Genomic DNA, 25,631 nt, shown 5'->3' on the forward strand with positions numbered 1-25,631 from the left:
CACACTGTTAAGGGTCGCCACAGGCGGCCCTTTTGTTTGTGCTGCTTGTCCGCTATTGCGCTCACAAAAGTGGTATTATGGAATCGAGCCCAGTTCGGGGCTGTAGGGGACTGAGATCATGGCCAGGAAGTATTTTGGTACGGACGGCATTCGCGGGCTCGCCAACGGCACCAAGCTAACACCCGAACTCGCGCTCAAGGTCGGAATGGCCGCTGGCACGAAATTCGTGCGGGGCGACCACCGCAACCGCGTGGTGATCGGCAAGGATACTCGCCGCTCCGGCTACATGCTCGAACAGGCGCTGACCGCCGGCTTCACGGCCGTCGGCATGGATGTTTATCTGCTGGGACCCATGCCCACGCCCGCCGTGGCCATGCTGACGCGCTCGCTCCGCGCTGATCTCGGCGTCATGATCTCCGCTTCGCACAACCCATACGATGACAACGGCATCAAGCTCTTCCGTCCCGATGGCTACAAGCTCAGCGACGAGATCGAGCTCGAGATTGAAAAGCTGATCGACAGCGACATGACGCACTATCTCGCGCATGGGCGCGAGATCGGTCGGGCGCACCGCGATGAGGAAGCCCGCACGCGCTATATCGAATACGCCAAGCGCACCATGCCGCGGAACATTGATCTGTCCGGCCTCCGCGTGGTGCTCGATTGCGCCAATGGTGCCGCCTACAAGGTGGCGCCAATCGCCCTTTGGGAACTTGGGGCCGAGGTCATCACCATCGGCGTGGAGCCTGACGGTTACAACATCAACCACAAGGTGGGCTCGACCGCTCCCGAAGCAGTCGCCGCCAAGGTCAAGGAAGTACGTGCCGATATCGGCATCGCACTCGACGGTGACGCTGACCGCGTTATCATTGTCGATGAAAAGGGCAATGTGATCGACGGCGATCAGCTGATGGCGGTCATTGCTGAAAGCTGGCTCAAGCGCGAAATGCTGATCGGCGGCGGTATTGTTGCCACCATCATGAGCAATCTTGGGCTGGAACGCCACCTGACCTCCCTAGGCCTCACTCTTGAACGCACGCAGGTTGGTGATCGCTACGTCCTCGAAGCGATGCGTGCCAAAGGCTTCAATGTTGGGGGCGAGCAGTCGGGCCACATCATTCTCTCCGATTTTACCACCACCGGTGATGGCCTCGTCGCGGCGCTGCAACTACTCGCTGTCCTCAAGCAGGAAGAGCGCTCGATCTCGGAGATCTGCGCGCGATTTACCAAGGTCCCGCAATTGTTGCGCAGTGTGAAGTTCAAAACCGGCAAGCCGCTCGAGCACAAGCAGGTCATCCAGGCCATTGCCGATGGCCAGGCGATGCTGGGCACCGGCGGCCGCCTTGTCGTGCGCGCTTCGGGTACCGAGCCGGTGATCCGGGTCATGGGGGAGGCGGATGATGCCGCCGTAGTGTCCAAGGTCGTTGCCCAAGTCGAGCAGGCGATCCTCGCGGTAGCGTAAGTCATCGTGCCTCAGCCGAGGCAAAATCGGACCTCGGCAGGGCACCGTTAGGGTTAAGCCTTAGGGTTAAGTCACCTTTAAGACTATTGGCCGATATTGGGCGCATTCGACTGGTGTCGTGGCAACCCAAGGACCAATTTTCCATGCGCAAGCTCATCGCTGCGGCGATGGTGGCAGGAGCCGCCGCAATTGCTGCCCCGGCACTGGCTGCCGATCTGCCCTACTATCCGCCCGTCATCGACATTCCCGATGTCGACTACGGTTATGAAGGCTCTTTCTATCTACGTGGTTCGGTGGCCGGTAACTGGCTCTGGGCTCGTGACTATACCCCTGGCTGCCCCACCACTTGTGTGGGCACTGGTACCGAGCTGGACTTCACCGAGGCGGGCTTCGGCTATTCCTTCGGTGCCGGCGTAGGCTACGAGACTGGCACGGGTTTCCGCGCAGATGTGACGCTTGACCACCTCCGCAACAAGGGGCTCACTGACGACACCTATGAGCTGGAACTCCGCTCCACCATACTGCTCGCCAACGCCTACTACGACTTCCCAATCTCGGGCGGTGGTGCGGCTGGCGGCTTTGGCGCCTATGTCGGTGCCGGTATCGGTGGCGCCTACAACCAGACCTCCATCACTGGCGGTGTACCTACGCCCGATGGCGAGTCCTGGGCTCCCACGGCTGCTGTTATGGCTGGCGTAACCTACGATATGGGTTCAATCGTTGCCGACCTCGGCTATCGCGGTCTCTATATGCCTGAGATCACCAATGCTCAGCGCGGTCCGAGCACTTCGTACTACATCAACGACCCGCTGATCCACGAAGTGCGCGGCTCGCTCCGCTATCGCTTCAACTAATCCTCAGTTACCACCAGATCGAAAGTCGGCGCTCCTCGTGGGCGCCGACTTCTTTTTGCCCGCCCCTCGCGGCACCAAGCTAGGCCTCCTATCGTTGCGTTGAAAAGGAGGAACTAATGGCCGATCTCTCGTTCATACCGCCCATGGAGGCCAAGCTCGTTTCCGAGCTGCCGGATGGCGCGGGCTGGCAGTTCGAGCCCAAATGGGATGGTTTCCGCTGCCTCGCGATCAGACAAGGCACCCAAGTCGATCTCTGGGCCAAGTCCGGCAAGCCGCTCGGCCGTTACTTCCCCGAGATTGTGGATCTTATTGCGGGGTTGCCCCAGCAGCGCTTCATGCTCGACGGCGAACTCGTCGTGCCGATTGGCGGCATGGCGTCCTTTGATGCTCTGCAACAGCGCCTCCACCCGGCCGAAAGTCGCGTACGCAGGCTTTCGGCTGAGACGCCGGCCCTCCTGATAGTCTTTGATCTCTTGGAGGAGGGGAGCCGCGCCTGGCGGGATGCGCCGCTCCAGGAGCGCCGTGCGGCGCTCGAGACCTTCGTTGCTGGAGTGGACGCGCCCGCGCTTCGGCTCTCGCCGAGCACACGGGAACGGAAAACTGCTGCTGCCTGGTTCGGTAATCTCAGCACTGAACTTGACGGCGTTATCGCCAAGCGGCTCGATGGCGCTTATGCCAGTGGCGAGCGCGCCATGCTCAAGGCCAAGCGCATTCGCTCTGCAGACTGCGTCGTTGGTGGGTTCCGCTATGGCACGCACAGCACCGAAGTCGGCTCGCTGCTCCTGGGGCTATATAATGCGCAAGGCATGCTCGACCATGTGGGCTTCACCTCTGGCATAGCCGCTAAGGACAAGCCGGACCTAACGAGAAGGCTGGAAAAGCTCAAGGGCGGCTCCGGCTTCACCGGCAAGGCACCAGGGGGGCCCAGCCGCTGGTCGACCGAACGCTCGGCTGAATGGGTGCCGCTCAAGCCTGAGCTGGTGGTTGAAGTGCTCTACGACCAGATCACCGGAGACCGCTTTCGCCATGGCACCCGCCTGCACCGGTGGCGCCCCGACACGGCGGCCGAGCAATGCACTTTCGACCAACTCGCCCAGCCCGCTGCCCCCGATAGTGTCATCCAGGCGATCGTCGCGGATGCGCCGCGCTAAGGCGGTGAGCGGGACCGTGGCGCCTTCGTACCGTGATGAGTGCTTCTCCGAAGCTCTTACATGGTCGGCGTGGCCTCTTCCCGCTTAGAAGAACTGCGTCTGGTGCCGCTGGGACATCACACAGAGATCGTCTTGGTCATGCGAGGCGTGTCGGATGATCCATGGTAGCCCGCACTTTCATAAAAGCGCCGGGCGGCATTCGTGCTTTCCACGACGCACTCTCGCAGGCCCCAATCGAAAGCCTGTCGCTCCATGCGTGCCAGTAGCGCCTTGCTCACTCCACGCCAGCGGTGGTCGGGAGAGACGTAGTTCAGCATGATTGTGCCGGCGTGATCCAGCATGCCAACTCCAGCAATTTGGTCACTTGCAACGGCCACGAAGAGCTCTGTCTCGTTCTGATCGATCCAGATCTTCCAGTTGCGCGGTGTCTTGTTCGCAGTCCAGGCTGCCAGAACAGTGTCATTGTCGTTGTGATCAGCGCGGCACAGTTCGGCGATCGAGCGCTGCAGGACCTGCGCGCCCGCCTCGGCGTCAGCGTAAGTTGCCGCTCGAATTTTCATGGTCCGTCACCACGAAGCTGTCTCAGACTTGCACTTGACCTTGCTCAACGGCCGCGTTCAAGGCCAGCCTTTTGTGTCGGAGTAAAGCAAAGAGACGTGGAGAGAGGAAGGGAGCTGGTGCCCCCTTCCACATGCTCGGTCTACTGGTTCAAGCTGAAGGTCCAGAAGAAGGTTTCGCCCGAGGAGTCGTCCACCCCGTCATTGTCAGTGATGACATAAGCGGTGCCAACTGTGTCGATCGCCAGGCTTTCGACCTTGTCGACCACATAGCCGTTGTTGGCTTCGAGGTCCGGAATGAGGTCGCGTACGACTTCCTTGCTGACAGTGGGAAGCTCGCTGCCCAGGGCTGCCGGCTGGAGTTCGCTGGTGGCGACGCGTGTCACCTGCTTGAGACTGGCTTTGTCCGCAAGCTGATTGTCCCGCTCGATGAGGTAGACATGGTCACCATTGGCGGTGATTTCGGACAGGCCCACCCAGGCGCCTTCGGCTGGAGCTTGGAGTGGATAGAGCACGGCGCCCCATTCCTCGCTTTCGGGATTGTAGGAGACGAGCTTGACGGTGCCCTTTTCGTCATCCTTCCATTCGCGCTGGATGGCCACCCAGAGGGTACCATCGACCATGGCTACGCCTTCGGCTCCCGAGCGCGTTTCTACTGCGAGCAATTCAGCTGGGAACGCGACTTCCCGCTGGATTTCACCCTCGGCGTCGACATGGAACAGTGCGTGCGGGGTGAGGTCTTGCGTGTCGCCTTCCGAAGCGAGCCAGAAGCCGCCTTCGCCATCAAGGGTGATGCCTTCGAGATCGAGCTTCTGCGCCGGGGCCCCCTGGCGGGTAACTAGCGTCTTGGCAGTGATCCGGGCTGGCTGCTGGGTAGCGTCGATGGTGTAGATCGCCGGAGCAGAATAAAGGGCGCTGTCGGAAACGGCATAGAGAATCCCCGTCTGTTCGGGATCGGCCACGGCACCCGAGATTGCTGCCCAGCCGAACGGCACGCCGTGCTCATCATCTTGGGCGATGAGCTGGGGGTAGCCGGGTTCGCCTTCGGCTCGCTCGAAGATCATGACATGGGAGCCAGCCAGGCCGTCCTCGCGGAGGTCATTTTCATTGGCAGTGATGAAGAGGTTGCGCTTGGGAATGGCAACAGAACCTTCTGGCCCAATACCCGAAGCGATGGTCTGGAGGTATTCAGGCTCAGCGCCGGTGTCCTTGTAGATGGCGACAAGCGAGGAGCGCTCCTGGGAGACGAACATCAAGGTTTCATCGTCAAAGCTGGCGATCTCCAGGCCTTCTGGCTCCACGCCCTTCTTGTCGCGGTCATCGGGGTAATGGCCGAGGCGGGCTGCCTCCAGTTCCATTGCCGAACCGCTTTCAAACAGCACGTTGCCAGTCTTGTCGAAGATGGTGAAGCCGCGGGCTCCGCCCCTCCAGTCGCCTTCGTTGACGGTGACGATGCGCTCGTCGTCGAGCCACTTAATGGCATCAGGCTCACGCAGCACCCCCGATCTGTTCTCGGTGAAGGTGAGGGCGCCATCATCGGCAACGTCGATATTCTCGAGATCGGCCCCACCGGCCGAGAAATGCCCGGTGACGCTGCCGGTCTGGCCGTCGATGATGAAGATCTCGTTGTTTTCCTGCAGGGATACAGCCACTTCGTCGCGGCTGTTGATGGTGACATATTCCGGTTCGGGGTCTTCGCCAGCAGTGGCGGCAAGGCCGGTCAGATCAACCGTCTTGAGCGAAGCGGTGTCGAGTTGGCCATCGGCGATGGTCAGGAGGACGACCGAACCCGCAGGAGCCTGCGGCAGCGCGCCATCGTTGAGATCTTCGTCGCGCTCGTTTTCGATAGCAATGGCCAACAGGGTGCCCTCAGCATTGCGGGCGATCGAGTCTGGCTGGCCACCAAGTTCGACAGTCTCTTCGATCTGCTTGCTCGCAAGGTCTATGACCAACAGCTGGCCCGAGACATTGATGAAATCTTCGCTGGTGTTGACGGCAGCGTAGAGCTTGTCGCCAATAATTGTGACCGAGGTTGGCTCGCCCTCGACTTCGACGTAGCCGGCAGGCGCGGGCTTCTCGAAATCTGTGATGTCGATGAAGCCGATGCCGCCACCGGGGCTATCGGAATAGGCGAGCGTCATCCCGTCTTCGGACGCGGTGATGATCTCGGATGAGGTTTCTTCCGCATCGGGGTGGTTGAGCGCGACCGGGAAGCTGGCAACGCGATTGAAAACGGGTGCGGCCGCGGCGCTTGCCGCAGTGGCAGCTAAAAGCGCGGCGGTCAGGCCGGCGAGAACAGAATGACGCTTCATTGTGTGCCCCAATGGGTGTGACGGATGGCCTGCCCTAGGCCTGCTGGGACACGGTCACATGACAGTTCTGCAAAGATTATGCGACAGGATCATCTCGCCCCCGTGATGCCGCGCCTTGCAAAAGTTAGGGCGCTCCAAAAGACCCATTGACGCGCCCTAGGCGGTAGGCGTATCTCCCGCCTCAGGACACCTTGCCCTAACGCAAGGCGATAGACCTGGGAGGGTCGCTGAGAATGGCTGATACGCCCCAAACCGCACCGGCGGTAAAACCGGCTAATCCGAATTTTTCGTCGGGCCCCTGTGCCAAGCGTCCTGGCTGGACGGTGGATGTGCTGTCCGACGCCTTGGTCGGCCGTTCGCACCGGGCCAAGCCCGCCAAGGCGCGCATCCAGGAAGCCATCGACCTGACGCGCGAGCTGCTCGCCGTCCCTGCCGACTACCGCATCGGCATCGTTCCCGCCTCGGACACGGGCGCGGTGGAGATGGCGCTCTGGTCCATGCTTGGCGCGCGAGGCGTCGACATGCTCGCCTGGGAATCCTTTGGGGAAGGCTGGGTCACCGACGTCCAAAAGCAACTCAAGCTCGATGATGTGCGCGTGCTCAAGGCACCCTATGGCGAGCTGCCCGATTTGGCACAGGTGGATTTCTCCCGCGACGTTGTCTTTACCTGGAACGGCACCACCTCGGGCGCTCGCGTGCCCAATGGCGATTGGATTCCGGCCGATCGGCAGGGCCTCACCATTTGCGACGCCACCTCGGCCGCCTTTGCGCAGGACCTCGACTTTTCCAAGCTCGATGTGGTCACCTTCTCCTGGCAGAAGGCGCTGGGCGGCGAAGCGGCCCATGGCGTCCTCATCCTGTCGCCGCGCGCTGTCGAGCGGCTGGAGACCTTCAAGCCCGAGCGCCCGCTGCCCAAGATCTTCCGCCTCACCAAGGGCGGCAAGCTGATCGAGGGGATCTTCAAGGCCGAGACCATCAATACCGTCTCCATGATCTGCATCGAGGATGCGGTCGACGCCATGAAGTGGGGCAAGCAGATCGGCGGGCTCAAGGCCATGCAGGCCCGCGCCGACGCCAACTACCAGGTGCTCGCCGATTGGGTCGCCCGAACCGATTGGGTCGGCTTCCTCGCCAAGGAAGAAGCCACGCGCTCCAATACCTCCGTCTGTTTCGTCATCACCGATCCTGCGGTCACGGCACTGGACGAGGAGGCGCAGTCCGCCTTTGTTAAGGCCATCGTTGCCCGACTCGACAAGCTCGGCGTGGCCTATGACATCGGCGGCTATCGCGACGCGCCGACGGGGCTGCGCATCTGGGCCGGCTCCACCATCGACGCTGCCAATCTCGAAGCGCTGACGCCTTGGCTCGATTGGGCCTTCGCCGAAGAAAAGGCTGTGCTCCAGGCTGCTGCCTGATTAGCCCTGCGAACAATCCGGTGACGCCCTTCGGCGTCGCCTTTTCCCCGTTCATTTTCATTCATGCACCGTCCATCGGTGTGGCGAAAACAAGGAGGGCGCTATGCCCAAGGTTCTCGTTTCCGACAAGCTCAGCCCCACGGCCGTTCAGATCTTCAAGGACAATGGCGTGGAGGTCGACTATCTGCCCGATCTGGGCAAAGACAAGGACAAGCTCTTCGAAGTTATTGGCCAGTATGATGGTTTGGCCATCCGCTCGGCCACCAAGGTCACCGAAAAGATCCTGTCGGCGGCCACCAATCTCAAGGTGATCGGCCGGGCCGGCATCGGTGTCGACAATGTCGATATTCCCGCTGCCACGAAAAAGGGCATCATCGTGATGAACACGCCCTTCGGCAATTCCATCACCACGGCCGAGCACGCCATCGCCATGATGTTTGCCCTGGCGCGCCAGCTGCCGGAGGCTGATGCCTCCACCCGCGCCGGCAAGTGGGAAAAGAACCGCTTCATGGGCGTCGAGGTCACCAACAAGACCCTCGGGCTCATCGGCGCTGGCAATATCGGCTCGATCGTCGCCGACCGGGCGCTGGGTCTCAAGATGAAGGTTATCGCCTTTGACCCGTTCCTGACGCCCGAACGTGCCCAGACGCTGGGTGTCGAGAAGGTCGAGCTTAACGATCTCCTTGCCCGTGCCGACTTCATCACCCTCCATACGCCATTGATCGATGCCACCCGCAACATCATCAATGCCGAGGCGCTCAACAAGACCAAGAAGGGCGTCCGCATCATCAACTGCGCTCGGGGCGGTCTCATCGACGAAGCCGCGCTCTACGATGCACTGAAGTCCGGCCAGGTCGCCGGGGCCGCGCTCGACGTCTTCCTTGAGGAGCCGGCGACAAGCAATCCCCTCTTCGAGCTTCCCAACGTCATCTGCACGCCGCATCTGGGCGCCTCGACCACCGAAGCGCAGGAGAACGTCGCGTTGCAGGTCGCCGAGCAGATCTCCGCCTATCTGATGACCGGCGAGATCACCAACGCGCTCAACTTCCCCTCGATCTCGGCCGAAGAAGCCCCGATCATCACCCCTTGGGTTAAGCTGGCCGAAACGCTTGGCTCCTTTGCCGGCCAACTGACCGAAACCGCCATCAAGGGCATTCGCATCGAGTTCGAGGGTACGCCCGCCGGGCTCAACACGCGTCCGATGATCGCTGCGGCGATCAATGGCGTGCTCAAGCCGTCGCTGGGTGACATCAACATGGTGTCGGCGCCGCAGATCGCCAAGGATCGCGGCATTACCGTCGAGACCACGACGCGCGACCAGCAGGGCGCCTACGAGGGCTATATCCGCCTGACCGTCACCACCGAGCGGCAGGAGCGGAGCCTTGCCGGCACGCTCTTTGCCAACGGCAAGCCGCGTGTCATCCAGGTCAAGTCCATCAACATGGAAGCCGAGCTCACCGAGTCCATGCTCTACGTCACCAATGAGGATAAGCCGGGCCATATTGGCCGTCTCGGGACAATCCTGGGGACCCTCGGTATCAACATCGCCAACTTCAATCTGGGTCGCCAGGATGTAGGGGGTGACGCCATCGCGCTCATCTCCATCGACGGCACGCTGACCGAGGAGCAGTTGACCGAGATCACCGCGCTCGATGGTGTCAAGCAGGCCAAGGCGCTGCGGTTTTAGCCTTTAAGCGCTGGGAAGACATGAAGGGCTGGCGCCACGGCGCCGGCCCTTTTATGCGCGACGCCGGGCCGACCATTCCGCCAGGACGATGCCGCTGATGATCAGTGCCGCGGCCGCGAGATGGTAGAGTTCGAGGTGCTCGCCCAAGACCAGCAGCGAGCCCAGCGTGCCGAAGACTGGAATGAGATTGTGGCTGGGAGCTGCCCGATTGGGGCCAACCAGTTCAACGCCGCGGGCATAGGCGATCTGGCTGAACATGGACGGAAAGATCATCACGTAGATCAGCACGGCCCAGACCGTGGGTGACTTGTCCACCAGGGTCGCGAACTGCCCGATGCCGCCGCCGAACAGCGCCAGCATGACAAGTCCGGTGATTGCCGCGCCGGTGAAGGCCACAGCCATGAAGCTCATCATGTGCACTTGAGGCCGGAAGCGCAGCGCCAGCGTGTAGACGGTATAGGCGAGGCAGGCGAGCAGCACGAAGGCATCGCCTAAATTGACATCGAGCGTCAGAATACGGCTCAAGTCACCATGGGTCGCGGTCAGGCCCACACCGGTTATAGCGATCAGCACCCCGATGATCTGCGCCAGCCGCGCCCGGACGCGAAACACGATGAAGTTCGCCGCCAGGATCAGCATCGGGAGCGCGCCGGTCTCGATGGAGGAATTGACCGCGGTGGTCATGGTCAGCCCGATATAGAGCAGCACATTGTAGAGCGCATAGCCAATGGCGCCGTAGCTCATCAGCAGCCACCATTGGCGCCGGATCATCGGCCAGTCGTTGACTACGGCGCGCCAGGCAAAGGGCATGATGAAGAGTGTTGCGCCCACGCAGCGGGCCGCGAGCAACAGGAACGGGTCGATCTCGCCCACCACCAGCTTGGCGGCCACGACATTGCCCCCCCAAAATAGGGGCGCCAGCACCAGTAGCAGGTAAGGCTGGTCCAAAAGTCGAGCCGAAATGCCGCGATTTTCAGAACTTAGCGGCTTTCTCATCGTGGCTCGAGTGATGTAAGGACAATCGGACTTAACACTTATTCGGCCACGATCAAGTTCTAACCAAAGCGGCCGGGGGGACAGACGTCCAAGCAGGAGAAGGGGACGGCAAAAGGCGCCGGACCCTTCAGGTCGTGCCTATTTTTGGGAAGAAAACTCTATGGCTAATGTGGTTGTCGTCGGTTCGCAGTGGGGCGACGAGGGCAAGGGCAAGATCGTCGACTGGCTCAGCGAACGCGCCGATGTGGTGGTGCGCTATCATGGCGGTCACAATGCTGGTCATACCTTGGTCATCGATGGGGTGAGCTACAAGCTGGCGCTGCTGCCTTCGGGCCTTGTGCAGGGCAAGCTCAGCGTCATTGGCAACGGCGTCGTCGTGGATCCCCATCACTTCGTTGCCGAGATGGAAAAGCTGCGCGGGCAGGGAGTGACGATCACGCCCGAAATATTGCGCGTCGCCGATAATGCACCTCTGATCCTGTCGCTCCATCGCGAGCTCGACGGCATTCGCGAAGACGCCAATTCAGGTCTCAAGATTGGCACCACCCGCCGCGGCATCGGTCCAGCCTATGAGGACAAGGTCGGTCGCCGCGCCATCCGCCTAGTCGATCTTTCCGAGCCCGATACGCTGATGCCCAAAATCGAGCGGCTCCTCACACACCACAACGCCCTGCGCCGCGGCATGGGACTTGTGGAGGTCGAGGCGAGCACGATCTACCAAGAGCTGACCTCAATCGCCGACCAGATCCTGCCCTTCATGGACCAGGTCTGGCGCGTGCTTGAAGAAAAGCGCCGCGCTGGTGCCCGCATACTTTTCGAAGGGGCGCAGGGTGCGCTGCTCGACAATGATCACGGCACCTATCCCTTTGTTACCTCGTCCAACACGGTGGCGGGTCAGGCGGCTGCCGGTTCGGGTCTCGGTCCCACTGCCATTGGCTATGTGCTTGGCATCACCAAGGCCTACACGACCCGCGTCGGTGAAGGACCGTTCCCCTGCGAGCTCGATGACGAGATAGGTCGTCATCTGGCAACCGTAGGTCGCGAAGTGGGCGTCAACACTGGCCGTCCGCGCCGCTGCGGCTGGTTCGACGCCGTGCTGGTGCGCCAGACGGTCCGGACCTCCGGTATCTCCGGCATTGCCCTGACCAAGCTCGACGTTCTCGACGGCCTCAAGGAGATCAAGGTCTGTGTCGCCTACGAACTCGACGGATCACGCATAGATTATCTTCCTGCCTCAATGGGAGCACAGGCCCGCGTTAAGCCCATCTACGAAACGCTGGAAGGGTGGTCCGAGACCACTGCCGGTGCGCGGAGTTGGGCTGAGCTGCCGGCGCAGGCGGTGAAGTATGTTCGCTATATCGAGGAACTGATCGGCGCACCGGTGGCCATGCTTTCCACAAGTCCGGAGCGCGCAGACACGATCCTCGTCGTTGACCCATTCCAAGATTGAGTGTTTTTGTTACAACACGTCGCTGAAATGTGAGTACCAAGTAACCAATGGCGGACTACAAAGAGCTGTTGCGCCGGGCGATCTCGGCGCTGCCGGAGAATAACGGAGCCGCTCGTCGCGCGGTCTACGAAAAGGCGCGTTCGGCTCTGGTCGGTCAGCTCCGCTCGATCACGCCCCCTTTGCCGGCCCGAGAGATCACGCAGCACCGCTTGCAGCTCGAGGATTGTATCCGCCAAGTCGAGCAGGAAGCCAGCGAAGCCATTATCAGCCTGGGCCGGGAGAACACCGAGCTGACGCGTGCGCTCGAGCCGCAGCGCGCGCCAGAGGCAGCGGCCCCGCCACCGCCCGCGCGCGCAGTCGAACAGCCAGTTGCAGAGCCGGTAATGGCGTCCGAACCGCCTCCGGCCGAAGTATCCGTGCCGGACGAATCCGAGCCGGAGGTGATGCCCGGCGTGCGCGAAGTGCTGCAGCAGCCGCCTAGCTCACCACGGAGGCCCAATCCTCCCGAACGAAAGACTGCGGTTCAGCCGACTGAGCAAGCCGCCGCCGAGCCGCCGGCAGCGGCTTCCGCCATGTCGATCGAGGACATTATCGCTCAGGCGGCCGCGAGCACCGGCACCTCGGTCGAAGCGGTAGAGCCGACCCAACCCACAGAACCTTCTACTGCCGAAACGCGGAAGCCCGAAGTTCGGGCCATGCCCTCGATCGTGACCCGGGCGGATCCCAATCGTTCAGGCCCGAGTTCGTCGATTCCAGTGCCGCTGCGGCCTATCAGCGGCAGCATGAAGCCGGTCAGCATCGAGCCGCGACAGGGTAATGCCCCCATCGGGCCGCGTCCCGGAACAGAAGCGCCACGGACCGCCGCGCGCGCTGAGCCGAGCCTGGGCAACCGGGCGCTGGCACGCCAGGCGGATAGCACTCCGGTAGCCATAGCGCCGGTTGAAACGGCGCTGTCCACCGTGCGCGAGGTCGAGGTCGAGGCGGCCGAACCCGATGCGCACGAAGCGCAGGGCGCGATTGAACGCGCCATCGAGACTCTGGACCGTGAGGCGCGCGGTGAGTATGGCCCCTCGCTCCCCGAACAATCACCTGCCGAATCGGGCTCGTCGATGTTCGCCGTGCCTCCAGAGCAGCCGACCGAAGCGGGCGAGGAGCCTGGTCCCGCAGTCTCGCCTGAGGAAGCTCGTTCCGGCGCCGGCCTCACTATCTTTTTGGTGGTGTTCGCCGTGCTCTTGGCCGGTGCTGGTGGTGCCGGGTTCTGGGCTTGGCGCGAAGGCTATGTCGACCTCGACCAGATGTTTGGACAGGCGCAACCGGTGGTGACCGACACAGCTGCGATTGAGCCGGACCCGCAGACCCCAACCATGGACCCGGCCCCTTCCACGCCGGTCGAGCCGGTGACCGATGTCACAACCGGTCCCGGCAATACTGCAACGACCCCTCTCGCCGAGCCGGCTAACACGATCGAAAACCTCGAAGGCGAGGACCGTCTGGTGCCCGAACCGGTCGTACCCGATGGCACCGAGACAGCCTTGCCCTCAGCCGATGGCGAGACCAAGACCGAAGAGCGCCTCCCCAATAGTGAAACGGCGATTGCTCAGGCCGATGATCCGGCAGCTTCGGCTGATCCGGCGGTACTCGCCGGGAGCCAGTCGCTGCTGTTGGAAGCCAGCGCTAATGGCCAGAGCGGCGCGGTTCCGTTCTCCGGGACGGTGGAATGGAGCCAGGGCACCGACGAACTGGGACTGCCGACACTGGTCGGCAGTGCGAGCATTCCGGCCCGAAATCTCGGCGTCAACATCACCATCCGCAAGAACTCGGACCCGAGCCTTCCCGCCAGCCACCTCATGGAAGTCGATTTCGACGTCAGCGATAGCTTCATCGGCGGCACGATTGCCAATCTGCCGGGGGTCTTGCTCAAGGATCAGGAACTGGTCCCGGGCACGCCGCTCGTGGGCGCTTCGGCGCGCGTCGTAGGGAACTCCTTCCTCTTTGCCCTCAGCGCTTCACCCGACGACGCCGCGACGAACACCCAATTGCTCGAAGATCGACGTTGGCTGGATCTGGCGGTGGTCTATGGGACCGGCCGCAATGCCATCCTCACCCTGGAAAAGGATGAAGATGCGCAGGAGCTGTTCCAAGAAGTGTTTGCTAGCTGGGAGAGCTAAGCCAGCTCCACCAACCGGCCCCCATTGAGGTGATACTGACGATTGGCAATCGCAGCGATGTCATCGCTGTGATGGCTGACGAGAATGGTGTGCCAGCCATGCCTTACCGTGAGGTCGCGCACCAGCTCCCGGATGACGCCTCGGGTATCGTCATCAAGTGCGGAGAAGGGCTCGTCGAGCAGCAGCACCGGTCGTTCGCGCAGCAAGGTCCGCGCCAACGCCACCCGCTGTTTCTGGCCTCCTGAAAGCGTCGCTGCCGGTTGGGCGCCGATCCCCTTTAGCCCCACCTCGCTCAGCGCTGAGGCAATGGCCCTCTGTGCTTCTGCCCTTGGGGTGCTACGCGGCAAGCCCAAAACGACGTTCTTGGCGGCCGAGAGGTGATCGAACAAGCTCTCGGACTGCAGGAGTAGTGAGACGGGTCGCTGCTCCGGCTCAAGGGGAAGCAGGTCACGCCCGTCCAGCGCCAACTCGCCAGATATTGGGCGCTGAAATCCGGCGATTAGATCGAGCAATGTCGACTTGCCCGAACCGCTGGCGCCCGAGACTGCGGTCACCGCGCCAGGTTCGGCAGAGAAGCTGAACTGGTATGGACGTGCCTGCCCTAGATAGGCGAAGGTGAGCGAATTAGCGCGCAGCATTGGCGAGCCTTTCGAAGAGTTTGGGCAGGCCGATGAAGGCTACGATGGTGCCCACGAGGAGAATGGCGGCGATCCCACCCGCGTCATTGCTGCGATAGGCCCCCAAGGCGCGGAACATCATCAGAGGCAAGGTCTGGAAGTCTTGTGTGCCGAAGAGCGCGATCACGCCCAGATCGCCCAGCGAGAAGCAGAAGGCAAGTGCCAGCATGATGCCCAGATCACGGCCGATCAGGGGGTACTCGATGGCCCGGAACTGCTGCCATCCGGTCAGGCCCAGCGAACGGATGAGCTTGCCCCGGGTCCGGTTTATCGCTTCGAGCGGCGGCCCCAGGGTTGCCATGGCGAAGGGCAGGGCAAGCAGGCTGTTGCCCAGGATCACCACTGCAGGCGCCGCATGCGCCGGAGCGATCCCAAAGGCTCGCACCAGGAGGAAGAAGCCAAGCGCCAATACCACCGCGGGAACGGCCAGATAGGCAAAGGCCGGAGTTCCCAGCGCGGTCCGCAGTCCGCCATTGCTGGTGCCTGCGCGGCCCAGAGCCAACGCCAAAGCCAGGGCAAGCGTCAGGAGGGCGGAGGCCGTGCCGATGCCCAAGCTGCTCAACGCGGCCCACCAGAAGGTGGGTCGTGAAAGCAGCGAGATCATGTCAGGTCCGATGCCGTCGACGAGAACAGCGATGAGCGGGAGCAGGAAGGCAAGAAGACAGAGCGTCAGCACAATGGCCTGCAGCAGGCGGGCCAAGCCGGCATCGCGCCAGCGCGGTAGTGTGGAGGAACCAAGACTCGTGGTGATCGGCGCCATGGCCGAGGCCGCCAGAATAACTGCCGAGCAGATGGCGATCTGCGTCGCCGCCAGCCGCACGGCACCGGTCAGATCGAAATCTTGTCGGACGGCGGCATAGATCGCCACTTCCAGCGTCTGGTTGGCGGGACCACCGCCCAGCATCAAGACAATTGGAAAGCTGGTAAAGGCAAGGAGAAAGATGATGGCCGCGAGGCCCGGCACCGTGCCGCGCAACGCCGGCCAGTCAATGATGCGGAAGCGCGCCCAGGCCGATAGCCCCAGCGATTGGCCGGTCTTAAGCCGCGCGTCGGGTATGGCGTCGAGACGCGCGAGCATGATGCGTGCGGTAAAGGCCGCATCGAGAATGACATGGGCAAAGAGAATGCCCGAGAGCCCAAATGCCGGGTTACCGATCGGCGCCCCGAACAAGGCTTCGCTGAGCTGATTGATCCAGCCATTCCGGCCCCAGATGGAGAGGAGCCCGAACGCCACCACCATGCCCGGCGTAACGATGGCCGAGGCAAACAGCGCCACCACCAGCTCGCGGCCAAAAAAGCGCAGTCGGTTCAGCGCCCAGGCCAAGCCCATGCCCACAACCAGCGAGATGATCGTGGTCAGCCCCGCCTGGATGGCGGTCATCCGCACCAGATGGGCGATGTCGAGCCTGGAAGATCCGGAGCCTTGGTCCGTTGCCGCGGCGAGGATCGACCAGAGCAGCAGCCCGATCAGCGCGCCGATGGCAAGCGCCAGCCCGGTGGCCACCGCGACCCGCAGGGGGCGTCGCGGCAGCGTTCCGGCCAGTGGGGAAACGGCCATGGGATGCCTACTGGATGGCGGTCAGCATCTCGTCGATCCAGGCCTGCCGGTTGGATTCGATTTCCGCGTCGGAGAGGTTCAGCGTCTCTTCTGGCTGCGGCAGCTCGGCAAAAGCCTGATCGATTTCTGCATCGCTTTCCACCGGGAACATCCAATTGTTCATGGCGATGATTACCTGCGCGTCAGGCGACACGAGATAGTCAAGGAATTCGCGCGCGAGCTCCTGATTGTCCGACGACTTGAGAATGCCGGCGACTTCCACCTGGGCGAAGTGCCCTTCCTCGAACAGCGCCGCTGCGATGCTCGCATCGTCCTCGGCGATGATGTGGTAGGCCGGCGATGTGGTATAGCTCAGCGCCATGTCCGCTTCCCCGCTGAGGAAGAGGTCATAGCTTTCGCTCCATTCGCGGGTGACAGTGAGGATATGGGGCGCCAGGCCCTCCCAGATCTCCGCCGCGCGATCGCCGTAAGCGGCCTTGATCCAGAGTACGAGCCCGAGGCCCGGCGTCGCCGAACGGGGATCCTGCACGACGATCTTGAAGTCCTCGGGCAGCGCAATCAGTTCCTCGAAGGAGCTGGGTGGATTATCGACGCTGTCGGTGTCGTAGACAAAGGCGAAGTGGGAATAGTCGAACGGCACGAACTGCTCGTCCGACCACGCCTGCGGCAGGTCGAGGCCACTGAGGTCCAGGCCATGATCGGCAAAAAGGCCGGTCGAACGCGCCTCCCCGGCAATGGCGGTATCGAGCCCCACGAGGACGTCGGCTTCGGTGGTCTCGCCTTCCAGCTGCACGCGCCGCAGCGTGCCAATGGAGCTGTCGGCCGCCACCCAGTTCACCGTGCAGCCATCGCACACCGCCTCGAAGCCTTCCTTGAGCTTGGGGCCGGGGCCCCATTCGGCGGCAAAGCCATCATAGGTGTAGACAGTGAGCGTCGGCGCGTCCTGGGCAAGGGCGGGCGCTGCAAGCAGTCCGGAAAGGACCGCAGCAATGAGGTGGGCAGATTTGACCATGGGTCATCCCTTCATCGTTTGCGGCCATGAAGAAGGGGATGCGTCAATGGCGAGGACGAAAACGAGACGCCCTTGCCATCTCGAACTTCCTCCGCCAGCATGACCTGGTTCAGGTTCAATGGGTAACTCTCAGCTCCGGAAAATCCGGAACACCCCAGCGAGACGCCCCAGACTTAATGAGACTTCCGTGACAGCACAAGGGACTATCGTCGAACAGGCCCTCGAGGTCCTTGCCTTCGCGTCGCCGCTGGCGATTGTGGGTGGCGGTGTCGTCGACCCAGCGCTCTTACGCGAATTGGCAGAGCGTGGCATTGCGCTGGTAGGAGCCGATGGTGGCGGCAACGCGATCGGTGCGGCCGGACTTACTCCGGCAGCGATCATCGGGGATCTCGATTCCCTCGTGGACCGGGCAGGGTGGGAACAGCGCACGCGCGTCATCCATATTCCCGAGCAGATCACCACCGACTTTCAAAAGGCGCTCTATTGTACCAAGGCTCCCGTGACCCTGGCGCTGGGCACCACGGGCAAGCGGCTCGATCACACGCTTGCTGCGCTCAGCGCCGTCCTGCAATTCGCCCCCAGCCGCCGCCTGCTCCTCGTCGATGAGGTTGATGTGGCGCTGGCAGTCACGGGCACCATCACCTTCGAGGCCAGGGCCGGCGAACGGGTGTCGGTCCACCCCCTTGTCCCCATCAGCTTCACCCGCTCCACCGGCTTGCTCTATCCGGTGGATGGACTGACGCTCGCAGCAGGCGGCCTTATCGGCACGTCGAACCAGGGGCTGGGCGGGCGCGTCGAGATTGTGCCGGCTTCCGATCTCCCCTGGTTATTGATCCTGGGCAAGGAACGGCTTTGGGATCTTGTCGAGATGCCAGTCGGCGCCTGAAACGAAGCAACAAAAAAGGGGGGCCGGAGCCCGCCTTCGCTAATTGAGATAGTGATCGTTACGCGTCGGCGCGCGCCGCAACCTTGACCGCGTCCTGCACCTTTTCAAAGGCGCGGACCTCGATCTGCCGGATACGCTCCCGGCTCACGTCATATTGCTGCGCCAGCTCCTCGAGCGTGGACGGATTTTCCTGCAGGCGACGCGCCTGGAAGATGGCTCGCTCACGATCGTTCAGCACGTCCATGGCGTTGTTCAGCAGACCCATGCGCTCGCGATATTCCTCGCTCTCGCCCAGCGATGTTTCCTGGTCGGGTGTGTCGTCCACCAGCCAGTCCTGCCACTCCGACGAGCCCTCATCCGCCCGCATGGGCGAATTGAGCGAAGCGTCGCCGGAAAGCCGCGCATTCATCGAGACGACGTCGTCTTCGGTGACCTTGAGCGTCGTGGCGATCTGCTTGATCTGGTCGGGGTGTAGGGCACCGTCTTCGAGCGCAGCGATCTGCCCCTTCACCTTGCGCAGGTTGAAGAACAGGCGCTTCTGCGCGGCAGTGGTGCCGATCTTGACCAGGCTCCATGAGCGCAGCACATATTCCTGGATAGCGGCGCGGATCCACCACATCGCGTAGGTCGCAAGGCGGAAGCCCTTTTCTGGCTCGAAGCGCTTCACCGCATGCATCAGTCCAACATTACCTTCCGAGATCACCTCGGAGATGGGCAGGCCATAGCCGCGATAGCCCATGGCGATCTTAGCGACGAGGCGCAAATGGCTGGTGATCAGCTTCTGGGCGGCGCCGGGGTCGGCGTGCTCCTTGTAGCGCTTGGCCAGCATGTATTCTTCATCCGGCTCCAGCATTGGGAACTTCCGGATTTCCTGAAGATAGCGGCTTAAGCCCCCTTCGGATGAGAGGACGGGAAGATTGGTTTGGGCCATATGAACGCACCCCCTTTTTGATTTCCCCCGCTGACGCGGGCGGAAGACAGTCCTATGATGTCCGTTGTCGGCCCATCGTCAGACTACGATGGATATAAGGACGCACTTGGGCGATTGTAAGAGCGAGAATCGCTACAAATGTATGACGCGGTGATCAGTTCCCGCTAACGGGCGAAAGCCTTGTTGAATGGTTCCAATGCGTCCTCCAGCTTCTGCAGGTCCTCGGGCAAAGGCGCCTCGAAGAACATCTCTTCTCCGGTTGCCGGATGCTCGAAACCGAGCTCGGCGGCATGCAGAGCTTGGCGGCCCAGCGCCTGAATGGGCGTCGCTAGCTCGGCAGGCAGACGATTGATCTTGGTGGCGTATCCAGATGCATAAACGCTGTCGGCGACCAGCGGATGCCCGATATGAGCCATGTGAACGCGGATTTGATGCGTCCGGCCGGTTTCGAGGTGGCACTCGACACGGGTGATGTCCCAGCCGGGGTCGCCAAATCTTGCCTGCACGAAGTAGTGGGTGATCGCTTCGCGTCCATCCTTGCGCACTGACTGCTTCAGGCGATTGTTGGCGTCCCGGCCCAATGGCGCGTCGACACTACCTTTAGCCGTCTCCGTCATACCCCACACAAAGGCGATATAGGCGCGATGCAGCGGTCCGGTCCTGCCATGGTCAGCGAACTGGTCGGAAAGATGCTTGTGTGCCTTTTCGGTCTTGGCGGCCACCATGACACCTGAGGTGTCGCGGTCGAGCCGATGGACGATGCCGGGCCGGCGAACGCCCCCGATCCCCTGCAAGGATGCGCCGCAATGATGGATTAGCGCATTCACCAGCGTCCCTGAGGGTGAACCCGGGGCAGGGTGGACCACCATGCCTACGGGCTTGTTGATGACGATGAGATGGTCGTCCTCGAACAGGATGTCGAGTGGGATGTCTTCGGGTTGCGGCTCGGGATCTTCAGGCGGTGGCGCGACAAGGGTGATTGTCTCGCCGGTCTTTAGCCGGTATTTGGGCTCGCTAACGACCGCGCCGTCGATGGTGACGGCGCCGGTCAGGATCAGATCCTTGATCCGGTTGCGGCTCAGGACGTCGTGCGCCTTGGCCAATACAGCGTCGAGCCGCCCGCCCGCCAGCGCCTCGTCGACGACGAGTTCGACCTCGTCGCCCTCAAACTCTAGATCGGTATTTTCGGCCATGAACGATCCTGAAATTGCCAACGAGCCGCTCTCTCCAGAGGCGGAGGCCGCGCTGCGCAAGGCGCGCCGCGCGTTCCTAATTGCGATTGGCACAATGGTTCTGGGCTTTATGGCGATTGCGTTCGCGCTTGTCTATCGGATCACGCGTGACGCGCCGCCGCCCAGCGTCGCGGAAAGAGTGGTTTTGCCCCCGGCGGCCGAAGTTGCTGCCGCGGTTGTGAGCGATGGGACGATCAATGTCACCTATCGGCTGGACGGCATCACCCATCTCGCCCTGTTCGACCGGGCTACCGGGGAATTGGTCCGCACGATCGTCATAGCCACCGAGTAGCCTAACGACTCTGGATTTCCCGCAGCGCGGTCATGCGATCCGATACGGCACCCGAGCGATCGGGGGCAGGCAGGTCGTCTTGTTTCGCTTCCGTCTGGTTTTCTGGCCCGTCATCGGCAAAGCGCTGGATGCGATCGAAAAGGCTCTCATCGCTCGGTGCGCTGGTGGGCTGGACGTCGGCGGAATAGACGATGCGGGTGACGCCCGCCGCAATGTCCCTTAACTGGTCCCGCAGCTGGTCTTCCGAAATTTTCTCCGTGCCCCAATCCGCCAAGATGCTGGCCTCCACCGTGGCCACCTTTTGGCGCACAGCGTCCAGATCGTCTTCTGCACTCAGCTCATCTGCGAGTAACCCCGGCTGGGTTTCCGTTTCTCCGGCGTCAGAGACGGGCCGGCTTTCGTCCAGCAGGGCATTTAGCCGGCTTTCGGCGCTGGCAATGCGGGCTTCGGCCGCGGCAAGCTCATCGGCATCGATGTCGTTGCCGTCGCTGCGCTTGGCAAGGGCGGCGCGCATCTGGGCAATGGCCGCGGTCGCTTCGGCACTACGCCGGTCGGAGGTTTCCAGCCGCGCGAGGAGACTATTGGCCTGTTCTTCAAGGAAGGCGGCGCGCTTGCGTTCAATCGCCAGCGTCGTTGTCAGCCGGTCGACATCCTCGTCATAGTCTCCCGACAGCACCGTTCCACCAGGCTCGGTGCCTTGCGGCAGGTCACCCCGCAGGGCTTCCCGCAAGGACTGCAACTCCGCAGTCCGCGTTTCCAGGTCGCGTTCGCGCATGCGCAGGCGCTGAGCAAAATCGGTGTTTTCGCGTTCGAGCTCCTGCACCCGGATGCGCAGATCTTCCCCGCGCGCTTCCAGGTCGGCCACGATCGAGACCAGCCGCTGGTTCTCGGCCTTGAACATGCCGGCTTCGGCACGCTTTTGATTGTAGTCGCTCAGTTCTTCGGCGAGCCGCTTGCGCAGCCCGTCAATTGTCATCTCAAGACGGCGCGTGGTCAGCGCGAACTCGGCCCGCAACTGGTCCTTGTCGGCGCGGAATTCGGCCATGGTGATGGGCGTTGCCGCCTCGATGCGACGCTTGGTCAGGCGCACGGCGCGCTTCCACACCGCCGGCATGATGATCAGGGCCATCAGCGCCGCGGCAAACAACCCCAGCGCGAAATACATGATGTTCTCGATGACCATCGCAACTCCGGACCCGCGCGGGTTCGTTACCGCAGGAATATCCCCAATGGCAACTCCGCTGGCCCAGCCACCGTGCCCCGCGCCCACCCTACTGGGTTTGCGCATGGGCGTCACCTTGGCCCTCGAACGGCTGCAGGTCAGAAGGGGTTCCAGGTAGGCTGGTTGGTGAAGTTGAGATAGCCGACATTGACGCCCAGGCGAGCGCCAACGCCAGAGCGGATCGGGATCATCACGACATTGCCGCGCTTCAGCACCGTCATGGCAAAGCCGCCCACGACATAGGCCGAGCCGTTGAGGCCGGCAAAGCGTCCCAGGGCGTCGGGAACCTGAGAGAGGTTGTAGACCAGCACCATGACCTTGGAGCCGTCGCCACCGATGTCGAAGCCGATCGATGGCCCTTGCCAGAAGATCATGTATTCACCCGCATTGCGGGTATAAAGCGTGCCCTCGCCATAGCGGGCGCCGGCAAACAGTGCCCCGCCGGCGTCCTCGCCTAGGATATAGCCATTTGGTAGCCCGAATTCGCTGACGGCGCGCTCCACCAGCGAGGCCAGACCTTGCGCCGCCGACCCGAAAAAGGCGCTGCCCTTGTCGACCAGCTCATTCCCCGAATAGGTGTCGCTGAGCGAACCCTGCGCCAGGACGGCTGGTGCCGGCGCGAGAAACCCAAGAATGGCGAACAGCAGGACGAGGCGCTTGAGCATGGTGATCTCCCAGGCGATCGGCATGGGGTTGGTAAGACCTTAAGGTCTGCTGCTGCAGACTGCCGCTACCAGCACGCCGATCAATTTGGGTCGATGATGAAGCAAACCTCTAAACAAATCTTAACCATGCTTGCCTTTGTTTTGCCGCTATTGGCCGTGCTCACGGCGGGCAGTGCCCCGGTGCGAGCCCAGTCGGTGGTGACCCTTATCGTCACGGACCCGCTCACCGGCATCGCCATTGGTGGCATGGACCCGGTGAGCTACTTCACCGAACCGTCACCGGCGCTGGGCCTCCCGGATTACGAGTTCGTCTGGCAGAACGTCCCTTGGTATTTCTCGACCCCAGCCAATCGCGACGTCTTCAGTCAGGCTCCCGAGATCTACGCGCCGCAGTTCGGTGGTCATGGCGCCATGAGCATGGCGCGCGGCTTTGTGTCGGACAGCGATCCTCGCCTCTACACCGTCTTCAAGCAGCGGCTCTATCTCTTCTACTCGGCCTCGGGCCGCGAGGCGTTCTTGCTGGCGCCGGATGCTGCCGCCATCAAAGCAGAAGAAAACTGGGCGCAGCTCTCCAAAACCCTGTCGATCAACTGATCGCGCCCGGCGCAATTTGGTGTCCCTGTTAACCGCTGAGGCTCTAATGTCGGCAAAAGTGATTCTTGCCGACACGGAGACCTTCTCATGGCCGACATCATCGAGCTCAAGGCGACGGACCTCGCCGCCATGCTGTGCAGCCGCGTCTGCCACGATCTGATCAATCCGATCGGCGCTATTGGCAACGGGCTTGAAGTGCTTGCTGACCCGGCGCAGTCTGAGATGGCCGAAGGCGCCCGCGACCTTATCGCTTCGGCTGCCAAGCAGAGCCGCGGGAAGCTTGAATTTGCCCGCCTTGCTTATGGCGCCTCTTCCACCACCGGCACCGACATCGACACGCGGGAATGCGAGCGCGTGGCGCGCATCCTCTTTGATATCGAAAAGGCCGATCTCGAGTGGAACGCGCCGCTGATCCTTTTGCCCAAGCACAAAGCCAAACTCTTCATGAACATGCTGTTGATTGCAGCCGGTTCGGTGCCGCGTGGTGGCGTGGTAACCGCTAGCATCACCGGCGAAGCCGGGCAGGAGAAATTTGAGTTCACCTCGCGTAGCGATCCGGAAAAGCGACAGAAGACGCTCGTGCCGTCCGGTGCCGCCGGTCTGCTCTCGGGCATGCCCGAAGAGGGATCAGTCGACGCGCGAGGCATTCAGCCGTTCTACACGGGCCTGCTTGCCCGCATGACCGACATGGAGATCGAGATCGGGCTCGAAGATGCGCAGTTCTATTTCCGCGCAACGCCCAAGGCCCCCGCGAGCACCGAAACCGTTCCTGAAAGTGCACCGGCTGCTACGGAATAGCGGTACAGTCCGCTAACCAATCCGTAGCATGTGCCGTTCATAATCGATTGGTGCGTCAGTCTCTGCGGAGCCCGTTTTCCGATGAAGTCCTGCCTGATTGTCGATGACTCGAGTGTGGTGCGCAAAGTGGCGCGCCGCATTCTCGAGGACATGGACTATGTGGTCGACGAGGCGGAAGACGGGCAGGAAGCCTATGATAAATGCCGGCAGCAAATGCCCGACGCCATTCTCCTGGACTGGAGCATGCCGATTATGGGCGGGCTGGAATTCCTCAAGCTACTAAGGGGCTATGTCGGTGGTGAGAAGCCCTATGTGGTGTACTGCACCATCGAAAACGACATCGGCCACATCGCCATGGCCCGCAAGGCCGGCGCCAGCGCCCATATCCTCAAGCCCTTTGACCGGCCCCTGCTCGAAGCCAAGTTCGACATGGATCTGGTGGCCTAGCTCGCCACCGCCGCGCGGCCGAGCAGATAGCGCCGCTCCCGGTCATTCCGCGTGAGGTCGGCTGCCCGGCGAAACTCCAGCATGGCTTCGGTATGCCGGCCCAGCCTACTCAGCAAATCGCCCCTGATGCCGAACAGCAGATGGTATTTTTGCAGTGCCGGGTCGTCCTTTATGCGGTCGACCAGAGCGAGCCCGGCCGCTGGCCCCTCGGCCATGGAAACCGCAACCGCCCGGTTGAGCTCGACCACCGGTGAGGGGGCCCGGGCAGCAAGGCGGCCATAGAGTTCGGCGATCTTCCTCCAGTTCGTATCTTCGTGTTTGCTCGCCTGGGCGTGACAGGCGCCGATCGCGGCTTGCAAGGCGTAGGGCTGGTCTGCGCCACCTAGCGCGGTCGCTCGCTCCAGCGCCGCCAGCCCTTCCTCGATCCTGCCTTTGTCCCAAAGAGAACGGTCCTGGTCGCTCAGGAGGACTGGCTCACCTTGGGTATCCGTACGGGCGGTGGCGCGCGAATGTTGCAGCAACATAAGCGCCAGAAGACTATGAACTTCCGGCTCAGCTGGCATCAGCCGCGTGAGAACCCTGCCAAGTTGAATGGCTGTATCGCAGAGCTGGGGCCGGATCCAATCATCGCCCGTGCTGGACGAATAGCCTTCGTTGAAGATCAGGTAGACCACCCCGAGAACAGAGGCGAGCCGTTCCTGCCGATCGGCACCTCGCGGCACCTCGAAGGGAACTGCAGCTTCCGCGATGGTGCGCTTGGCTCGAACGATGCGCTGCCCAATCGTCGGCTCCGCGGTCAGGAACGCCCGCGCAATTTCCTCGGTTGTCAGCCCGCCCAGCAGCCGCAGTGTCAAGGCGACCCGAGACTCGGCAGACAGGACGGGGTGGCAAGAGGTGAAGATGAGGCGCAGCAGGTCGTCCCCTACATCATCATCCAACGACTCATGAAGTTGCTCAATGTGATCTTGTGCGCCATCGTCGATGCTACGGCCAATTTCCTCCAGTTTGGCCGCAGCCATTTTCTTGTGCCGGAAATAGTCGATCGCCCGGCGTTTGGCAGTTTGAGTGAGCCAGGCTGCTGGATTGCCTGGAATGCCGCTCCGGGGCCAGGCATTTAGCGCCACCACAAGGGCGTCTTGAGCCAGTTCTTCGGCCAACGCCAAATCGCGCGTCATGCGCATCAGCCCGGCAACAAGCCGTGGCCGCTCATTGCGGACCACGGCTTCGATCGCGCGATTAATTGCTGCTGCGTCGCTCATGGCAGA

The 25,631-nt window shown here is 62.2% G+C and carries 23 protein-coding genes and 1 riboswitch; of the genes, 12 read left to right on the plus strand and 11 right to left on the minus strand.

Going from position 1 to position 25,631, the window contains the following annotated elements; all coding sequences use genetic code 11:
* The first annotated feature begins 118 nt into the window (after window positions 1-118).
* From glmM to QOV41_RS04700, 3 genes are all read left to right on the plus strand, one after another.
* The gene (glmM, locus tag QOV41_RS04690) at window positions 119-1,462 is read left to right on the plus strand and encodes a phosphoglucosamine mutase (RefSeq protein ID WP_284579866.1); all 1,344 of its coding nucleotides are present in this window, start codon (window positions 119-121) and stop codon (window positions 1,460-1,462) included.
* A 143-nt stretch (window positions 1,463-1,605) separates the two neighbouring features.
* Window positions 1,606-2,316, plus strand: coding sequence for an outer membrane protein (locus QOV41_RS04695; RefSeq protein WP_284579867.1), 711 nt, complete (start codon window positions 1,606-1,608; stop codon window positions 2,314-2,316).
* Between the two features lie 116 nt (window positions 2,317-2,432).
* The gene (locus QOV41_RS04700) at window positions 2,433-3,467 is read left to right on the plus strand and encodes an ATP-dependent DNA ligase (RefSeq protein WP_284579868.1); all 1,035 of its coding nucleotides are present in this window, start codon (window positions 2,433-2,435) and stop codon (window positions 3,465-3,467) included.
* A 116-nt stretch (window positions 3,468-3,583) separates the two neighbouring features.
* Here the strand turns inward: QOV41_RS04700 and QOV41_RS04705 are convergent, their stop codons facing one another.
* Both QOV41_RS04705 and QOV41_RS04710 read right to left on the minus strand, forming a co-directional pair.
* Window positions 3,584-4,027 (minus strand): GNAT family N-acetyltransferase, encoded by a 444-nt coding sequence (locus tag QOV41_RS04705; RefSeq protein ID WP_284579870.1) that lies wholly within the window; start codon window positions 4,025-4,027, stop codon window positions 3,584-3,586.
* 140 nt (window positions 4,028-4,167) lie between these two features.
* A complete protein-coding gene (locus tag QOV41_RS04710) occupies window positions 4,168-6,336 on the minus strand; it encodes an esterase-like activity of phytase family protein (RefSeq protein WP_284579872.1) in 2,169 nt (722 codons plus the stop codon).
* 233 nt (window positions 6,337-6,569) lie between these two features.
* Here QOV41_RS04710 and QOV41_RS04715 point away from each other — a divergent pair, with 233 nt between their 5' ends.
* Window positions 6,570-7,751, plus strand: coding sequence for a phosphoserine transaminase (locus QOV41_RS04715; protein WP_284579873.1), 1,182 nt, complete (start codon window positions 6,570-6,572; stop codon window positions 7,749-7,751).
* A gap of 103 nt (window positions 7,752-7,854) precedes the next feature.
* Window positions 7,855-9,438: a phosphoglycerate dehydrogenase gene (gene serA / locus QOV41_RS04720; RefSeq protein WP_284579874.1), complete on the plus strand. Its 1,584-nt coding sequence runs from the start codon at window positions 7,855-7,857 to the stop codon at window positions 9,436-9,438.
* 51 nt (window positions 9,439-9,489) lie between these two features.
* On the opposite strand, the gene QOV41_RS04725 is transcribed toward serA, so the two are convergent.
* Window positions 9,490-10,434, minus strand: a complete 945-nt coding sequence (locus QOV41_RS04725) for a DMT family transporter (RefSeq protein ID WP_284579875.1) — start codon at window positions 10,432-10,434, stop codon at window positions 9,490-9,492.
* Between the two features lie 160 nt (window positions 10,435-10,594).
* On the opposite strand from QOV41_RS04725, the gene QOV41_RS04730 reads away from it, so the two are divergent.
* Window positions 10,595-11,884, plus strand: coding sequence for an adenylosuccinate synthase (locus tag QOV41_RS04730; RefSeq protein WP_284579876.1), 1,290 nt, complete (start codon window positions 10,595-10,597; stop codon window positions 11,882-11,884).
* Window positions 11,885-11,931: 47 nt separating this feature from the next.
* The gene (locus QOV41_RS04735) at window positions 11,932-14,052 is read left to right on the plus strand and encodes a hypothetical protein (protein ID WP_284579877.1); all 2,121 of its coding nucleotides are present in this window, start codon (window positions 11,932-11,934) and stop codon (window positions 14,050-14,052) included.
* On the opposite strand, the gene QOV41_RS04740 is transcribed toward QOV41_RS04735, so the two are convergent.
* From QOV41_RS04740 to thiB, 3 genes are read right to left on the minus strand one after another with little or no spacing between them, the layout of a single operon-like run.
* Window positions 14,049-14,690 carry an ATP-binding cassette domain-containing protein gene (locus QOV41_RS04740; protein WP_284579878.1) on the minus strand — a complete coding sequence of 214 codons (642 nt, stop codon included), beginning with the start codon at window positions 14,688-14,690 and terminating at the stop codon, window positions 14,049-14,051. The two genes, QOV41_RS04735 and QOV41_RS04740, sit on opposite strands and share 4 nt — an antisense overlap.
* Window positions 14,677-16,287 carry an ABC transporter permease family protein gene (locus QOV41_RS04745; RefSeq protein ID WP_284579879.1) on the minus strand — a complete coding sequence of 537 codons (1,611 nt, stop codon included), beginning with the start codon at window positions 16,285-16,287 and terminating at the stop codon, window positions 14,677-14,679. Before QOV41_RS04745 ends, QOV41_RS04740 begins: the two co-directional genes overlap by 14 nt.
* A 7-nt stretch (window positions 16,288-16,294) precedes the next feature.
* Entirely contained in the window at window positions 16,295-17,299 is a 1,005-nt protein-coding gene (gene thiB / locus QOV41_RS04750; RefSeq protein ID WP_284579880.1) for a thiamine ABC transporter substrate binding subunit, read from the minus strand.
* 69 nt (window positions 17,300-17,368) lie between these two features.
* Window positions 17,369-17,466: riboswitch (TPP riboswitch) on the minus strand.
* Window positions 17,467-17,486: 20 nt separating this feature from the next.
* On the opposite strand from thiB, the gene QOV41_RS04755 reads away from it, so the two are divergent.
* A complete protein-coding gene (locus QOV41_RS04755) occupies window positions 17,487-18,185 on the plus strand; it encodes a thiamine diphosphokinase (protein WP_284579882.1) in 699 nt (232 codons plus the stop codon).
* Between the two features lie 58 nt (window positions 18,186-18,243).
* On the opposite strand, the gene rpoH is transcribed toward QOV41_RS04755, so the two are convergent.
* On the minus strand, window positions 18,244-19,116 hold the full coding sequence (rpoH, locus tag QOV41_RS04760; protein WP_284579884.1) for an RNA polymerase sigma factor RpoH: 873 nt from the start codon (window positions 19,114-19,116) through the stop codon (window positions 18,244-18,246).
* A gap of 164 nt (window positions 19,117-19,280) precedes the next feature.
* The gene (locus tag QOV41_RS04765; protein ID WP_284579886.1) at window positions 19,281-20,309 is read right to left on the minus strand and encodes an RluA family pseudouridine synthase; all 1,029 of its coding nucleotides are present in this window, start codon (window positions 20,307-20,309) and stop codon (window positions 19,281-19,283) included.
* On the opposite strand from QOV41_RS04765, the gene QOV41_RS04770 reads away from it, so the two are divergent.
* Entirely contained in the window at window positions 20,308-20,640 is a 333-nt protein-coding gene (locus QOV41_RS04770) for a DUF6476 family protein (RefSeq protein WP_284579887.1), read from the plus strand. The two genes, QOV41_RS04765 and QOV41_RS04770, sit on opposite strands and share 2 nt — an antisense overlap.
* Before the next feature lies 1 nt (window position 20,641).
* Here the strand turns inward: QOV41_RS04770 and QOV41_RS04775 are convergent, their stop codons facing one another.
* Together QOV41_RS04775 and QOV41_RS04780 are read right to left on the minus strand one after the other, a co-directional pair.
* Window positions 20,642-21,928 (minus strand): coiled-coil domain-containing protein, encoded by a 1,287-nt coding sequence (locus tag QOV41_RS04775; protein ID WP_284579888.1) that lies wholly within the window; start codon window positions 21,926-21,928, stop codon window positions 20,642-20,644.
* A 32-nt stretch (window positions 21,929-21,960) separates the two neighbouring features.
* Entirely contained in the window at window positions 21,961-22,527 is a 567-nt protein-coding gene (locus QOV41_RS04780; protein ID WP_415926743.1) for a DUF1134 domain-containing protein, read from the minus strand.
* 126 nt (window positions 22,528-22,653) lie between these two features.
* Between QOV41_RS04780 and QOV41_RS04785 the strand changes: the two genes are divergently transcribed.
* From QOV41_RS04785 to QOV41_RS04795, 3 genes are all read left to right on the plus strand, one after another.
* Entirely contained in the window at window positions 22,654-23,121 is a 468-nt protein-coding gene (locus tag QOV41_RS04785; protein ID WP_284579889.1) for a YHS domain-containing (seleno)protein, read from the plus strand.
* A gap of 87 nt (window positions 23,122-23,208) precedes the next feature.
* Window positions 23,209-23,919 (plus strand): histidine phosphotransferase family protein, encoded by a 711-nt coding sequence (locus tag QOV41_RS04790; protein ID WP_284579891.1) that lies wholly within the window; start codon window positions 23,209-23,211, stop codon window positions 23,917-23,919.
* A gap of 81 nt (window positions 23,920-24,000) precedes the next feature.
* A complete protein-coding gene (locus QOV41_RS04795; protein WP_284579892.1) occupies window positions 24,001-24,366 on the plus strand; it encodes a response regulator in 366 nt (121 codons plus the stop codon).
* Here the strand turns inward: QOV41_RS04795 and QOV41_RS04800 are convergent.
* Entirely contained in the window at window positions 24,363-25,625 is a 1,263-nt protein-coding gene (locus tag QOV41_RS04800; RefSeq protein ID WP_284579894.1) for an RNA polymerase sigma factor, read from the minus strand. The two genes, QOV41_RS04795 and QOV41_RS04800, sit on opposite strands and share 4 nt — an antisense overlap.
* Window positions 25,626-25,631: the final 6 nt, after the last annotated feature.

Source organism: Devosia sp. RR2S18 (assembly GCF_030177755.1).
GTDB lineage: Bacteria > Pseudomonadota > Alphaproteobacteria > Rhizobiales > Devosiaceae > Devosia > Devosia rhizosphaerae.

Coding starts and splice junctions, on each gene's coding strand:
- glmM (WP_284579866.1), top strand. CDS start 119: ATGGCCAGGAAGTATTTTGGTACGGACGGCATTCGCGGGCTCGCCAAC.
- QOV41_RS04695 (WP_284579867.1), top strand. CDS start 1,606: ATGCGCAAGCTCATCGCTGCGGCGATGGTGGCAGGAGCCGCCGCAATT.
- QOV41_RS04700 (WP_284579868.1), top strand. CDS start 2,433: ATGGCCGATCTCTCGTTCATACCGCCCATGGAGGCCAAGCTCGTTTCC.
- QOV41_RS04705 (WP_284579870.1), bottom strand. CDS start 4,027: ATGAAAATTCGAGCGGCAACTTACGCTGACGCCGAGGCGGGCGCGCAG.
- QOV41_RS04710 (WP_284579872.1), bottom strand. CDS start 6,336: ATGAAGCGTCATTCTGTTCTCGCCGGCCTGACCGCCGCGCTTTTAGCT.
- QOV41_RS04715 (WP_284579873.1), top strand. CDS start 6,570: ATGGCTGATACGCCCCAAACCGCACCGGCGGTAAAACCGGCTAATCCG.
- serA (WP_284579874.1), top strand. CDS start 7,855: ATGCCCAAGGTTCTCGTTTCCGACAAGCTCAGCCCCACGGCCGTTCAG.
- QOV41_RS04725 (WP_284579875.1), bottom strand. CDS start 10,434: ATGAGAAAGCCGCTAAGTTCTGAAAATCGCGGCATTTCGGCTCGACTT.
- QOV41_RS04730 (WP_284579876.1), top strand. CDS start 10,595: ATGGCTAATGTGGTTGTCGTCGGTTCGCAGTGGGGCGACGAGGGCAAG.
- QOV41_RS04735 (WP_284579877.1), top strand. CDS start 11,932: ATGGCGGACTACAAAGAGCTGTTGCGCCGGGCGATCTCGGCGCTGCCG.
- QOV41_RS04740 (WP_284579878.1), bottom strand. CDS start 14,690: ATGCTGCGCGCTAATTCGCTCACCTTCGCCTATCTAGGGCAGGCACGT.
- QOV41_RS04745 (WP_284579879.1), bottom strand. CDS start 16,287: ATGGCCGTTTCCCCACTGGCCGGAACGCTGCCGCGACGCCCCCTGCGG.
- thiB (WP_284579880.1), bottom strand. CDS start 17,299: ATGGTCAAATCTGCCCACCTCATTGCTGCGGTCCTTTCCGGACTGCTT.
- rpoH (WP_284579884.1), bottom strand. CDS start 19,116: ATGGCCCAAACCAATCTTCCCGTCCTCTCATCCGAAGGGGGCTTAAGC.
- QOV41_RS04770 (WP_284579887.1), top strand. CDS start 20,308: ATGAACGATCCTGAAATTGCCAACGAGCCGCTCTCTCCAGAGGCGGAG.
- QOV41_RS04765 (WP_284579886.1), bottom strand. CDS start 20,309: ATGGCCGAAAATACCGATCTAGAGTTTGAGGGCGACGAGGTCGAACTC.
- QOV41_RS04775 (WP_284579888.1), bottom strand. CDS start 21,928: ATGCGCAAACCCAGTAGGGTGGGCGCGGGGCACGGTGGCTGGGCCAGC.
- QOV41_RS04780 (WP_415926743.1), bottom strand. CDS start 22,527: ATGCTCAAGCGCCTCGTCCTGCTGTTCGCCATTCTTGGGTTTCTCGCG.
- QOV41_RS04785 (WP_284579889.1), top strand. CDS start 22,654: ATGCTTGCCTTTGTTTTGCCGCTATTGGCCGTGCTCACGGCGGGCAGT.
- QOV41_RS04790 (WP_284579891.1), top strand. CDS start 23,209: ATGGCCGACATCATCGAGCTCAAGGCGACGGACCTCGCCGCCATGCTG.
- QOV41_RS04795 (WP_284579892.1), top strand. CDS start 24,001: ATGAAGTCCTGCCTGATTGTCGATGACTCGAGTGTGGTGCGCAAAGTG.
- QOV41_RS04800 (WP_284579894.1), bottom strand. CDS start 25,625: ATGAGCGACGCAGCAGCAATTAATCGCGCGATCGAAGCCGTGGTCCGC.